Source organism: Sinorhizobium sp. B11 (assembly GCA_039725955.1).
Lineage (GTDB): Bacteria > Pseudomonadota > Alphaproteobacteria > Rhizobiales > Rhizobiaceae > Rhizobium.
The window spans coordinates 4,314,789-4,327,520 of sequence record CP091034.1; the positions used below are offsets into that span (position 1 = coordinate 4,314,789).

A 12,732-nucleotide genomic window follows, 5' to 3' on the forward strand; every position below is an offset into this window, starting at 1 on the left:
CCGCAATTGCGGAATGGCCGGAATCAGGCCTTTTCTTTCTTGGCGCGCTCGATTGCTTCGAGGATCAGCTCGCCTGCTTCCTTGGAGTCGCCCCAGCCATAGATCTTCACCCACTTGCCAGGCTCCAGATCCTTATAGTGCTCGAAGAAATGCTCGATCTGCTTCAGCGTGATGTCCGGAAGATCGGTATAATCCTTCACCTTGTCATAACGCATCGTCAGCTTCGGCGAAGGGACGGCGATGATCTTCTCGTCCTTGCCGGAATTGTCTTCCATCTTCAGAACGCCGATAGGGCGCACGTTGATAACGCAGCCCGGAACCAGCGGACGGGTGCTGGCGATCAGCACGTCGATCGGGTCGCCGTCTTCGGAAAGCGTATGCGGCACGAAGCCGTAGTTGCCCGGGTAGGTCATCGGCGTATAGAGGAAACGGTCAACGACCAGCGTGCCGGCTTCCTTGTCCATTTCATACTTGATCGGATGACCGCCGACCGGAACCTCGACGATAACGTTGACGTCTTCAGGTGGATTCTTACCGATTGAAACGGCGTCGATGCGCATAGGAAACTCCCGGGAGGTTGAATTGCTCGAAGCCAGTTAATCGGTTTCATGACGCAACGCAACATGCCTCGCAAGCAATGCTTAATGCGCGCGGGCGTCAAAATATATAATTTTTCTAATGAAAGATGCAGCGATTGCGGTACCGCAATCAGTTCCAGATGAAGCCGATCTTTTTGATCTGCTTATGGTCGAAATTTTCCATGCCTTCGCAGAAATCGACACCGCCATGGTCGCGATAAAAGCCGGCTGCGGTCTCATTTTCTTCCAGGCACCAGACGACCATACCGTTACAGCCGAGAGATTTCAGCAACCGCCGGGCTTCACCGAAAAGCAATTTTCCGAGGCCGATACCCTGATATTCCGGGCGCAGATAAAGCTCGTAGATTTCGCCTTCCTGAGGCAATGCGCGAGCGCGATTGAGGCCGAGGGTCGCATAACCCGCGACAGTTCCTGCCACATCCAGAACAAGCAATGTCGCCGGACCGCGCGTCGCCTTGCGCCACCAGTTTTCGCCGCGGCGCTCGATCATCTGCGTCAGAGCACGATGCGGAATGATGCCGGCATAGGTATGCTGCCATGAAAGCCGGTGGGCTTCCGAAATGGCTCGGGCATCATGCGGTTCAGCCCGCCGGACATCGATCGACAACGTCTTCATAACGCTTACTCTGGTCCCGCTGGCGACAATTAACCATATGCGGCAGCCGCATCGTGATCGATTGCCCACAGACTTGATATGTGGACGACAGAGAAAATTTAACGCTTTTTTAACGATTGTCACAAGACGGAATCGACGCAGCGCACAATAAAAAGCCCCGGCGCGAAGGCCGGGGTTTTAAAGGAGTAGGCGAGGCTCTTAGAGAGCTGCCTTCGACTTTTCGAAACGCTTGCGGTCGTTGGCGTCGAGATACATCTTGCGCAGGCGAATGTTCTTCGGCGTTACTTCCATCAGCTCGTCGTCCTGGATCCAGGAAAGAGCACGATCGAGCGTCATGCGGATCGGCGGGGTAAGCTTCACGGCTTCGTCCTTGCCGGCGGCGCGGATGTTGGTGAGCTGCTTGCCCTTCAGGACGTTCACTTCAAGGTCGTTGTCGCGCGAATGGATGCCGATGATCATGCCGGCATAGACCTTTTCGCCCGGCTCGATGATCATCGGACCGCGGTCTTCCAGGTTGAACATCGCATAGGCGACGGCTTCGCCGGAACCGTTGGCGAGCAGCACGCCGTTGACGCGGCCACCGATCACGCCCTTGTAGGGCTGGTAGTCGTGGAACAGGCGGTTCATGATCGCCGTGCCGCGCGTATCGGTCAGCAGCTCCGACTGGTAGCCGATGAGGCCGCGGGTCGGTGCGTAGAAACGCAGGCGAAGACGATTGCCGCCGGACGGACGCAGCTCGACCATCTCGGCCTTGCGCTCGGACATCTTCTGCACGACCACACCGGAATGTTCTTCGTCGACGTCGACGACAACTTCTTCGATCGGCTCGAGAACCTGGCCGCTTTCATCCTTGTGCATCACGACGCGCGGACGCGACACGGCGAGCTCGAAGCCTTCGCGACGCATGGTTTCGATGAGAACGGCGAGCTGAAGTTCACCGCGGCCGGACACGTAGAACGAATCCTTGCCTTCGGCTTCTTCGATCTTCAGGGCGACGTTGCCTTCGGCTTCCTTGAAGAGACGGTCGCGGATGACGCGGCTCGTCACCTTGTCGCCTTCAGTGCCCGCCAGCGGGCTGTCGTTGACGATGAAGGACATCGTGACGGTCGGCGGATCGATCGGCTGCGCCTTCATGGCTTCTGAGACGGCAGGATCGCAGAACGTATCAGCGACAGTACCCTTGGACAGGCCGGCAATCGCGACGATATCGCCCGCATGGGCCTCTTCGATCGCGGTACGCTCGATGCCGCGGAAGGCGAGGATCTTCGAAATTCGGCCGGTTTCGATCAGCTTGCCATCCTGGCCCAGAACCTTGACGGCCTGGTTCGGCTTGATCGAGCCCGATGCGATACGGCCGGTGATGATGCGGCCGAGGAAGGGGTTGGCTTCAAGGATCGTTCCGATCATACGGAACGGGCCTTCTTCGACCTTCGGCTCCGGAACGTGCTTGAGCACGAGATCGAGAAGCGGCGCAAGACCTTCGTCCTTCGGGCCTTCAGGATTGACGTTCATCCAGCCGTCGCGGCCCGAGCCATACATGATCGGGAAGTCGAGCTGTTCGTCGGTCGCGTCGAGATTGGCAAAGAGGTCGAAGACTTCGTTGATGACTTCTTCATGGCGGCCATCAGGACGGTCGATCTTGTTGATCGCGACGATCGGGCGAAGGCCGACCTTCAGCGCCTTGGAGACGACGAACTTCGTCTGCGGCATCGGACCTTCGGAAGAGTCGACCAAAACGATCGCACCATCCACCATCGACAGGATGCGCTCGACCTCACCGCCGAAGTCGGCGTGGCCGGGGGTGTCGACGATATTGATGCGGACACCCTTCCATTCCACCGAGGTTGCCTTGGCGAGAATGGTGATGCCGCGTTCCTTTTCGAGGTCGTTCGAGTCCATCACGCGCTCTGCAACGCGCTGGTTCTCGCGGAACGAACCGGACTGTTTCAGAAGCTCGTCGACGAGGGTCGTTTTGCCATGGTCAACGTGCGCGATGATCGCGATGTTGCGAAGTGCCATTTGTCATAATCTCTGAGGCTGGGGCGCTACGCTTAGTGGACGCGCCATTTATGTTTGGCGCGCTCATACCGTTTTTTTTCGCGATTGCGAAAGGGGGTGGCACGCGAAAGCTGCGGCATGGCTATCACCATGCCGCTTTGCTCTATGTCATCAAACTGTCTTAAGCGTCACTGCCTGTCAATTCCTCGAAGGTCGCAAGGCCCTTCTTGACCAGCATCGCGTCCGGGCTCGGCAGCTTGCCGCGGAAAGCCTTGTAGGCGTCTTCCGGATCGACGGAGCCGCCCGTGGAGTAGATATTGTTCCGAAGCTTTGCGGCCATTTCGCCGTTGAAGGCATCGCCCGTCTCTTCGAAGGCGGCGAAGGCATCGGCATCGAGCACTTCCGACCACATGTAGGAATAATAGCCCGCCGAATAACCGCCGGAGAAGATATGCTGGAAGTGCGGCGTGGCGTGACGCATGACGATCGATTTCGGCATGCCGATCTCCGAGAGCACCTCGGCCTGAACGGCCATCGGATCCTCCACCTTGTCGCGCGTATGGAAGGCCATGTCGACCAGCGCCGAAGAGGTGAACTCCACGGTGTTGAAGCCGGAATTGAAGGTGCGGGCAGCGAGCACCTTGTCAAGCAGCGCCTGGGGCATCGGCTCTCCGGTTTCGAAATGCACGGCATATTCCTTGAGGATGGCAGGAACCGTCAGCCAGTGCTCGTAGAGCTGGGAAGGAAGCTCGACGAAATCGCGCGAGACCCCCGTTCCCGATACAGAGGGATAGGTGACGTTGGAGAGCATGCCGTGCAGCGCATGGCCGAATTCATGGAACAGCGTACGCGCGTCGTCGAGCGAAAGCAGCGCCGGCTTTCCTTCCGCGGGCTTTGCGAAATTGCAGACATTGTAGATGATCGGCATCTCGCCATGGTGGCCGTTCTTCATCGTCAGCTTGTGCTGTGACTGGAAGGAGCTCATCCAGGCGCCCGAACGTTTCGAGCTGCGGGCGAAATAGTCGCCGAGGAAAAGCGCGACCAGCTTGTCGTCCCGGTCGCGAATCTCGAAGACCCGGACGTCCGGATGATAGGCGGCAACGCCCTTCTTCTCGACGGCATGAATGCCGAACAGGCGACCAGCAACGTCGAAGCAGGCGTCGATGATCTTTTCGAGCTGCAGATAGGGCTTCAGCTCCGCTTCCGAGAAATTGAACCGCTGCGCCCGGATCTTCTCCGCATAGTGACGCCAATCCCACGGCATGACGTCGTGGTTCTTGCCTTCCGCGGTGATCAGCGCGGCGATATCCGCTTCTTCCTCGTGAGCGCGCTTCACCGCCCTTGCCCAGACGGCGCGCAGCAGATCATTCACGGCCTCTGGCGTCTTCGCCATGGTGTTGTCGAGCTTCAGCTCGGCGAAGTTGGCGTAGCCGAGAAGCTTCGCCACCTCGTCACGCAACGCAAGGGTCTCTCTGATAATGCCGCGGTTATCCGTCTCGCCAACATTTTCACCACGCGCCACCCAGGCCTTGAAGGCCTGCTCGCGAAGGTCCCGGCGCTCGGAGAAAGTGAGGAACGGCTCGATGATCGAGCGTGACAGCGTTACAGCATATTTGCCGCCCTCGCCGCGCTCGCGGGCAGCAGCTGCCATTGCGTCGCGCAGGAAATCGGGAATGCCGGCAAGTTCCTCTTCGCTGGAGAGGATCAGCGACCAGCCCTTTTCGTCGGCAAGCACGTTCTGGCCGAAGCCGGTGCTGAGGCCGGCAAGCTTTTCGTTGATCGAAGCAAGTTTCTCCTGCTCTGCCTTCGGCAGCTTGGCGCCCGATTTGACAAAGCCTTTCCAATGCCGCTCCAGCACGCGTGTCTGCTCCAGCGTCAAGCCAAGGCTTTCACGCTTTTCCCAGAGTGCGTCGATACGCTTGAAGAGGTCGGCATTCATGCCGATCTTCGAATAATGCCGGGACATTTTGGGCGAAATATCCCGCTCCAGCGCCTGAATGACATCATTGGTATGCGCGCCGGCCCGGTTCCAGAAGAGAGAGGAAATGCGCGATAGTTCATCCCCGGCAATCTCGAGTGCGACGACTGTATTGTCGAAACTCGGCTCTTCCTTGCTGCCGGCGATCGCGTCGATCTCTCTTTCGTGCAAGGCGAGCGCGGCCTCGAAGGCCGCGGCAAAATCGCTATCGGCAATGGCGTCAAAACGCGGCAGGCCATGAAGGCCATTCCAGTTGACAAGTGCCTGATTGAATTGAGTGGAAGAAGACATATGAAAGTCCTTTATGCCGGCAAGTGGATCGATAATATAGGAAGGTCGCCACGGAATTGATATGTGGCCGGCCGTGACTTTTGTCCGCCCGGCTAATTCTTGTGGGCAAGAATTGATACATAAAAATTAACCAATCGTTAACGATTGACGCGAATCGGCTCGAGACGCTAGTTTCGCCTTATCTTCAAGTAAGAGGACATGCGCATGGAAATTTTTTCCCTGCGGTCTTCTCAGAGTTTGCTATTCAAAAATAATACAAACAATAACGCAAAAAGTTCGAAGACCGCTGATATTGTAATCGAGCCTAAGCACGGCATTGCTCAAGGCTCATTCCAGATCGAAGATTTTGATAATCGCCAGGCGATCGATTTCACGGCCGTCAGTGCAGGCGAATTGCGCAGCTATGCCCGTCAGAGCCTTGACAATGGCTTGATTGATCAGAGTACCTTTGCCGCAATATCCGAACCATTGCCCATGCACGCGATCGATCCGCTCGGCAACGTCATCGATCTGTCCAATGTCACCGACGGCACCAGTTTCAACTTCCTGGACTACTACAAGGACCAGCTTCAGATCGCCATGTCGATTGGCGACCCGAATGAGGTTCAGACGCTGAGATCAGTCGTCGGCTTCCTTGCCAGCGAGACCTGATCAGGCTTTCCGCCAACCGAGCAGACCAGGCGTGGCATGCCACAGGGCCTGAACGGCGAAACCCATGAAGAGCACGCCCGAGCAACGTACGATCAGCCTTTCATGGGCGCGGTAGAAGCGGCGTACGACGCCGGCACCGATGATCCCGATCAGGATGATGTCGGCCGTGATGAAACCGACGAAGGACACGCTGAGCAGCATCGGCAGGGCCTGAAAGTCGAGCGCACTTGCAGAGCCTGCGACCAGCGCCGTGAACGTGGCGAGCGCCACCGGATAGCCCTTCGGGTTGGTGACCCCGAAAATCAGTCCGCGGCGGAACGGCCGCTCCACGACGAGCAGCGCCTGTCCCTCGGCCTTCGGCTTCGCATTGACGGCGCTCCAGCCGATCCAAGCGAGATAGAAGCCGCAGGCAAGCCCCAGCAGGTCGAAAACGAACGTGCCGATCGTCTTGGCACCGACGATCGCAACCAGCGCCAGACCCGACCAGACGAGATCGCCAACAAGATGGCCCATCATGAAGAAGGCGCCCGCCTTGCGACCCTGCCCGGCGCCAATACCGAGAAGCTGCAGAAAAGCCGGACCGGGGATGAGCACATAGAAAAGCGCCGCCAGAAAGGCGCCGATAAGCAGGGAAAGCGGCATGGAAAGGCTCCGATGGTAACCGGTGCAGCTTATGCCATGACCTCGTCCCGTCAAGACACTCGTCTACGGTGTATAAGCCGTGAAAGAAAAAAGCCCGCGCGGCGAGGCCGGCGGGCTCTTTCGGATCGGTCCGACGAGCGTTACTTCTGCAGGTTACGCTTGCCGAGCGTGCGAAGACGCAGCGCATTGAGCTTGATGAAGCCGGCGGCATCCTTCTGGTCGTAGGCGCCCTGATCGTCTTCGAAGGTGACGAGCTTGTCGGAATAGAGCGACTTTTCGCTCTCACGGCCGGTGACCATGACATTGCCCTTATAGAGCTTCAGCGTCACTTCGCCTTCGACATGTTCCTGGCTCTTGTCGATGAGGGCCTGCATCATTTCGCGCTCCGGCGAGAACCAGAAGCCGTAATAGATGAGCTCGGCATAACGCGGCATCAGCTCGTCCTTGAGGTGTGCCGCGCCACGATCGAGCGTGATCGACTCGATCGCGCGATGCGCTGCCAGCAGGATCGTGCCGCCGGGGGTCTCGTAGACACCGCGCGACTTCATACCGACGAAGCGGTTCTCGACGAGATCGAGGCGACCGATACCATTGTCGCGGCCATAATTGTTGAGGGTCGCGAGCAATGTTGCCGGCGACATCTCGACACCGTTGATCGAGACGGCATCCCCCTTGCGGAAACCAACCTTGATGGTCGTGGCCTTGTCGGGCGCTGCTTCCGGGGAGATGGTGCGCATATGCACATATTCCGGCGCTTCCTGCGCCGGATCTTCCAGAACCTTGCCTTCGGAAGAGGAGTGCAGCAGGTTGGCATCGACCGAGAAGGGAGCCTCACCCTTCTTGTCCTTGGCGACCGGAATCTGGTGCTTTTCGGCGAATTCGAGCAGATCGGTACGGCTCTTGAAGGACCAGTCGCGCCACGGCGCGATGATCTTGATGTCGGGATTCAGCGCATAGGCAGAAAGCTCGAAGCGAACCTGGTCGTTGCCCTTGCCGGTCGCGCCATGTGCGATCGCGTCGGCGCCGGTCTTGCGGGCGATATCGATGAGGTGCTTGGAAATAAGCGGACGGGCAATCGACGTGCCGAGCAGGTAGACACCTTCATAGACGGCATTGGCGCGGAACATCGGGAAGACGAAATCGCGCACGAATTCTTCGCGCACGTCCTCGATATAGATCTCCTTGATGCCGAGCATCTCGGCCTTCTTGCGCGCCGGCTCCAGCTCTTCGCCCTGGCCGAGATCGGCGGTGAAGGTGACGACTTCAGCGCCAAGTTCGGTCTGCAGCCACTTCAGGATGATCGAGGTATCGAGACCGCCCGAATAAGCGAGCACGACTTTCTTCACGTCTTTGTATGATGCCATGATGATGAGGTCCGTTGCATGAAGGCCGCGGCACACCCGCAGAGCCCGGTATCGCGGCACTTTTAGCGAGATTGGCGCGTGACGCAAGGGCAACGAGGCGCCAGCGGTACCCCGATAAGGTTTGACAGCGCAAAAGCAGAGCCCATATTCGGCACCGTCCGAACAATGCTCCGAGGAGAGGCCAGTCCCGTGACGAATATTCAAGACATTTTCAAACAATCCAATGTTGCCGTCATCACCGGCGGCGCATCCGGCATCGGCCTTGCCGCCGCAAAATATTTCGCCAGGGCCGGCATGAGCGTCGTGATCGCCGATCTCGGTGGCGACAGGCTCGCCAGCGCCCGCGCCGAACTGGAGGCGATCGCGGGCCAGGAACATGTGATGGCTGTCGAGACCGACGTCTCGCAGAAGGAGCAGATCGAAGCCCTCGAGCGCGCTGTCATCCAACGCTTCGGCCGCGTGCATGTGTTGATGAACAATGCCGGCATTGGCCCGGAAACCTCGATCTTCAGTCCGCAGGCCGGCTGGGACAATATTCTTGCCGTCAATCTTCTCGGCGTCGTCAACGGCGTCAGGGCATTCGGCCCGGGGATGATAGCCCATAACGAACCCGGCCTGATCATCAATACCGGCTCCAAGCAGGGCATCACCACCCCGCCTGGCAACCCCGCCTATAATGTTTCCAAGGCCGGTGTGAAGGTCTTCACTGAAGCGCTCGAGCATGAGCTGCGCAATACCGAAGGTGCGGGAATTTCAGCGCATCTGCTGATCCCCGGCTTCGTCTTTACCGGCCTCACCAAAGGCGATCGCCAGGAAAAGCCTGCCGCGGCCTGGACGCCGGAGCAGACGGTCGATTTCATGGTCGAAAGCCTGGAGCGCGGCGATTTCTACATCCTATGCCCCGATAACGACGTAACCCGTCCTGTCGATGAACGCCGCATGGCCTGGGCGATGGGCGATATCATCGAGAACCGCCCGCCGCTGTCACGCTGGCACAAGGATTACGCTGACAAATTCAAGGCCTATCTCGAACAGAAGTAATCGGTGCCATCACAAGGTTTGATTGGTAAATTTCTGAAAGCCGCGTAGGAGATCGTCGGATCTTTCTCCGGCTTTCAGAGTATACCATGGAGTTCCTGCCAAGCCTTCCGACGCTTATTGCCTTCGCCGCCGCCACTTTGTTGCTTGCGGCAACCCCCGGCCCTGACATGACTTTGTCGATCAGCCGTGCGCTGGCACAGGGCAAGAAGGCAGCCCTTTTCGTTGTTCTTGGCACCAGCCTCGGCATCGTCGTCCACACGATGCTGGTCGCCTTCGGCATATCGGCTTTGATCACCGCTTCTCCGACCGCTTTCCTGATCCTGAAGACCGGCGGCGCCGCCTATCTCTTCTGGCTGGCAATGCAGGCAATCCGCTACGGCTCGAAGCTGACGGTCGCTAAGGTTGAAGGCCCAAGGGGCACGATCCTTTCGAACATTTCCTCGGGCTTCTGGGTCAACCTGCTGAACCCGAAGGTCATCATCTTCTTCATGACCTTCCTGCCGCAGTTCGTCGATGCGAGTGATCCCGCCGTGACGCACAAGCTGCTCTTCCTCGGCTTCTGCTTCATCCTGGTCGGAATGCCGGTTAACGCGGCGGTCGTCATGGCCGCCGACTGGCTGTCGAGCTGGCTGCAGAGCAACAGGAAGGTGCTGCGCGGCATGGATTATACCTTCGCTGGCGTCTTATCGGTCTTCGCCGCCAAGATCCTGCTCACACAGGCGCGCTGATCAGCCGATCAGCACGCTGTCACCTTAGCCGATCAGCACGCTGTCGGCCTAACCGATCAGCAGCGCATCGTCGTCGAGCGTCTGGCCACGCATCTTGCGGAACATGGCGATCAGATCTTCGACCTGCAGGTTCTTCCTGTTGTCCCCAGCCACGTCGAGCACGATCTCGCCGCCATGCAGCATGATCGTGCGGTGGCCGTAGTCCAGCGCCTGACGCATGGAATGCGTCACCATCATGGTCGTCAGCTTGCGTTCGGAAACGATCTTCTGCGTCAGGTTCATGACGAACTCGGCCATACCGGGATCGAGCGCTGCCGTATGCTCGTCGAGCAACAGCACTTCGGAGCCGGCAAGCGTCGCCATGACGAGCGAAACGGCCTGCCGCTGACCGCCGGACAGCAGGTCCATACGGTCTTTCAGCCGGTTTTCCAGCCCAAGATTAAGCTCGGCGATCCGCTCCTTGAAATAGTCGCGGCGGCTTCCACCGAGAGCTGCGCCAAGCCCGCGCTTTTCACCACGCCGGGCGGCCAGAGCAAGGTTCTCCTCGATCGACAACGCGCCGCAGCTTCCGGTCAATGGATCCTGGAAAACGCGCGCCACCAGACCGGCGCGGGCCGATGTAGACTTGCGCGTCACGTCGGTCTTGCCGATCAGAACCGAGCCTTCACTCGGCATGACATCACCGGCGAGCACGCCGAGCAGTGTCGATTTGCCGGCGCCATTGGAGCCGATGACGGTGACGAAAGAGCCTTCCTCGATTGTCAGGCTGACACCGTTCAGCGCCTGTTTCTGCAGCGGCGTGCCACGCCCGAAAACAACCTTGATGTCCTTGACGCTGATCATGATGCGGCACCTCCGCGAAGGCGGGGAAGAATGAGCGCGACAGTCACGAGAACCGCCGTCACGAAATTGAGGTCGGAGGCCTGCAGGCCGATGACGTCGCTCGACAGCGCAAGCTGGATGGCGATGCGGTATATGATCGAGCCGAACACGCATCCGATAAGCGCAATCAGCAGCCCCCGCCGCCCAAGCAGCGTCTCGCCGATAATGACTGCAGCAAGGCCGACGACGATGGTGCCGACACCCGAGGTGACGTCCGCAAACCCGTTGGTCTGCGCAAAGAGCGCGCCGCCAAGCGCCACCAGCGCATTGGAAATCGCCATGCCCAGATAGATCTGCCGGCTGGTATCAACACCCTGGGCACGGGCCATGCGGGCATTGGCGCCCGTGGCACGCATCGCAAGCCCTGCATCGCTTTCAAGGAAGCGCCAGACGACGATGACGGCGATAACGACGAGAGTGCCGACGAAGAGCGGCCGAACGTAGAAATCCCTGAGCCCATGCCCGAAGAAGGGACTGATCATCGTATCGGCATTGATGAGCGCGACATTCGGCTTGCCCATGACGCGTAGATTGACCGAAAAGAGCGCGATCATCGTCAGGATCGAGGCGAGCAGGTTGAGGATCTTGAAGCGCACGTTGAGGAGCGCCGTCACCATTCCGGCTCCGGCCCCCGCTGCCATCGCGATCAGTGCTGCGAGCCACGCATTGACGCCGGCGATTATCAGCACCGCAGTCACGGCTGCACCGAGCGGGAACGAACCGTCCACCGTCAGATCCGGAAAATCGAGAACGCGGAACGCAAGATAGACGCCGAGCGCGACGAAGGAATAAACCAGACCGAGCTCGACGGCCCCCCAGAATGCAATTTGGCTCAAGGCTTTCAGCCCCTTTTGTTTCCGTTCCGCCCGTCGCGAAACGGGAGCCTTTTAATATATTCAGCCGCCCCCGTGCAAACGGGAGCGGCTGATCGTAGCTAAGACCTTGGAACGACAGTCGATTATTCGATGACTTTGTTGGCGCGCGAGACAACGCTTTCCGGCAGAGTGACACCCATTTTGGCCGCAGCTGCCTTGTTGATGACGAGATCGCTGCCGGCCGCGGTCTTCACCGCGATATCACCGGGATTTTCACCCTTCAGCACGCGAACGACGATCTCGCCGGTCTGCTTGCCGACATCATAGTAATTGAAGCCAAGCGCTGCGATCGAGCCGCGAGAAACGGAATCCGTATCGGCGGTGAAGAGCGGCAGCTTGCTTTCTTCTGCAACGGCAACCGCACCTTCCAGCGCCGAGATGATCGTGTTGTCGGTTGGGATGTAGATCGCATCGGCGCGGCCGACGAGCGCGCGGGCAGCGCCCTGCACTTCGGCGGACTTCGTCGCGGCCGATTCAACAACGGTGATGCCGGCCTTCTCGGCTTCAGCCTTCAGTGCCGCCAGAAGCGAGACCGAGTTGGCCTCGCCGGAATTGTAGAGGTAGCCGATTGTCTTCACATTAGGCAGGATTTCCTTGATGAGCGCGATGTGTTCGCCGACCGGCGACATATCGGAAAGGCCCGTCACGTTGCCGCCCGGCTTGTCCATGTTCTTGACGAGCTGCGCGCCGAGCGGGTCGGAAACGGCCGTGAAGACGACAGGGATATCGCGCGTCGAGGAAACGACGGCCTGGGCCGACGGCGTGGAGATCGGCACGATGACGTTGGGTTCGTCACCGGCAAACTGGCGGGCGATCTGGGCTGCCGTTGCCGGATTGCCCTGCGCGGATTCGAAGACGAACTTGAGGTTTTCGCCTTCCTTATAGCCGGCAGCAGTCAGCGCATCGAGCACGCCTTTACGCGCGGCATCGAGCGCCGGATGTTCGACGATTGCGGTGACGGCAACCGTGACGTCAGCGGCCTTGACCGGCAGTGTAAGGGCCAAAGTTGCAGCACAGGCCAGAAGAATTGAACGCATGGGGTGTCCTCCAGAGTGATTTTGGGGGCA

The 12,732-nt window shown here is 59.1% G+C and carries 12 protein-coding genes; 3 read left to right on the plus strand and 9 right to left on the minus strand.

Going from position 1 to position 12,732, the window contains the following annotated elements:
- Positions 1–23: 23 nt before the first annotated feature.
- From ppa to LVY75_31355, 4 genes are all read right to left on the minus strand, one after another.
- Positions 24–560: an inorganic diphosphatase gene (gene ppa / locus LVY75_31340; protein XAZ23244.1), complete on the minus strand. Its 537-nt coding sequence runs from the start codon at positions 558–560 to the stop codon at positions 24–26.
- A 148-nt stretch (positions 561–708) separates the two neighbouring features.
- Positions 709–1,215 carry a GNAT family N-acetyltransferase gene (locus LVY75_31345; protein ID XAZ23245.1) on the minus strand — a complete coding sequence of 169 codons (507 nt, stop codon included), beginning with the start codon at positions 1,213–1,215 and terminating at the stop codon, positions 709–711.
- A gap of 198 nt (positions 1,216–1,413) precedes the next feature.
- Positions 1,414–3,234, minus strand: a complete 1,821-nt coding sequence (gene typA / locus LVY75_31350; protein XAZ23246.1) for a translational GTPase TypA — start codon at positions 3,232–3,234, stop codon at positions 1,414–1,416.
- Between the two features lie 160 nt (positions 3,235–3,394).
- Complete coding sequence (locus LVY75_31355; protein ID XAZ23247.1) at positions 3,395–5,482, minus strand: M3 family metallopeptidase; 2,088 nt, start codon at positions 5,480–5,482, stop codon at positions 3,395–3,397.
- Positions 5,483–5,686: 204 nt separating this feature from the next.
- On the opposite strand from LVY75_31355, the gene LVY75_31360 reads away from it, so the two are divergent.
- On the plus strand, positions 5,687–6,133 hold the full coding sequence (locus tag LVY75_31360; protein ID XAZ23248.1) for a hypothetical protein: 447 nt from the start codon (positions 5,687–5,689) through the stop codon (positions 6,131–6,133).
- Here the strand turns inward: LVY75_31360 and LVY75_31365 are convergent, their stop codons facing one another.
- Both LVY75_31365 and LVY75_31370 read right to left on the minus strand, forming a co-directional pair.
- Complete coding sequence (locus LVY75_31365; protein ID XAZ23249.1) at positions 6,134–6,775, minus strand: LysE family translocator; 642 nt, start codon at positions 6,773–6,775, stop codon at positions 6,134–6,136.
- A gap of 140 nt (positions 6,776–6,915) precedes the next feature.
- Entirely contained in the window at positions 6,916–8,139 is a 1,224-nt protein-coding gene (locus LVY75_31370; protein XAZ23250.1) for an argininosuccinate synthase, read from the minus strand.
- A gap of 189 nt (positions 8,140–8,328) precedes the next feature.
- On the opposite strand from LVY75_31370, the gene LVY75_31375 reads away from it, so the two are divergent.
- Together LVY75_31375 and LVY75_31380 are read left to right on the plus strand one after the other, a co-directional pair.
- Positions 8,329–9,180 carry an SDR family NAD(P)-dependent oxidoreductase gene (locus LVY75_31375; GenBank protein ID XAZ23251.1) on the plus strand — a complete coding sequence of 284 codons (852 nt, stop codon included), beginning with the start codon at positions 8,329–8,331 and terminating at the stop codon, positions 9,178–9,180.
- Positions 9,181–9,266: 86 nt separating this feature from the next.
- A complete protein-coding gene (locus tag LVY75_31380) occupies positions 9,267–9,908 on the plus strand; it encodes a LysE family translocator (protein ID XAZ23252.1) in 642 nt (213 codons plus the stop codon).
- Positions 9,909–9,956: 48 nt separating this feature from the next.
- On the opposite strand, the gene LVY75_31385 is transcribed toward LVY75_31380, so the two are convergent.
- The 3 genes from LVY75_31385 to LVY75_31395 form a co-directional block, all read right to left on the minus strand.
- Positions 9,957–10,751 carry an ABC transporter ATP-binding protein gene (locus tag LVY75_31385; GenBank protein ID XAZ23253.1) on the minus strand — a complete coding sequence of 265 codons (795 nt, stop codon included), beginning with the start codon at positions 10,749–10,751 and terminating at the stop codon, positions 9,957–9,959.
- On the minus strand, positions 10,748–11,626 hold the full coding sequence (locus LVY75_31390) for an ABC transporter permease (GenBank protein ID XAZ23254.1): 879 nt from the start codon (positions 11,624–11,626) through the stop codon (positions 10,748–10,750). Before LVY75_31390 ends, LVY75_31385 begins: the two co-directional genes overlap by 4 nt.
- Positions 11,627–11,748: 122 nt before the next feature.
- Positions 11,749–12,702 carry an ABC transporter substrate-binding protein gene (locus tag LVY75_31395; GenBank protein ID XAZ23255.1) on the minus strand — a complete coding sequence of 318 codons (954 nt, stop codon included), beginning with the start codon at positions 12,700–12,702 and terminating at the stop codon, positions 11,749–11,751.
- Between the last annotated feature and the right edge of the window lie 30 nt (positions 12,703–12,732).

Excerpts from the sequence above, each read along its gene's own strand:
- typA (XAZ23246.1), bottom strand. The coding sequence starts at position 3,234 with ATGGCACTTCGCAACATCGCGATCATCGCGCACGTTGACCATGGCAAA.
- LVY75_31360 (XAZ23248.1), top strand. The coding sequence starts at position 5,687 with ATGGAAATTTTTTCCCTGCGGTCTTCTCAGAGTTTGCTATTCAAAAAT.
- LVY75_31370 (XAZ23250.1), bottom strand. The coding sequence starts at position 8,139 with ATGGCATCATACAAAGACGTGAAGAAAGTCGTGCTCGCTTATTCGGGC.
- LVY75_31385 (XAZ23253.1), bottom strand. The coding sequence starts at position 10,751 with ATGATCAGCGTCAAGGACATCAAGGTTGTTTTCGGGCGTGGCACGCCG.
- LVY75_31395 (XAZ23255.1), bottom strand. The coding sequence starts at position 12,702 with ATGCGTTCAATTCTTCTGGCCTGTGCTGCAACTTTGGCCCTTACACTG.
- LVY75_31365 (XAZ23249.1), bottom strand. The coding sequence starts at position 6,775 with ATGCCGCTTTCCCTGCTTATCGGCGCCTTTCTGGCGGCGCTTTTCTAT.
- ppa (XAZ23244.1), bottom strand. The coding sequence starts at position 560 with ATGCGCATCGACGCCGTTTCAATCGGTAAGAATCCACCTGAAGACGTC.
- LVY75_31380 (XAZ23252.1), top strand. The coding sequence starts at position 9,267 with ATGGAGTTCCTGCCAAGCCTTCCGACGCTTATTGCCTTCGCCGCCGCC.
- LVY75_31345 (XAZ23245.1), bottom strand. The coding sequence starts at position 1,215 with ATGAAGACGTTGTCGATCGATGTCCGGCGGGCTGAACCGCATGATGCC.
- LVY75_31355 (XAZ23247.1), bottom strand. The coding sequence starts at position 5,482 with ATGTCTTCTTCCACTCAATTCAATCAGGCACTTGTCAACTGGAATGGC.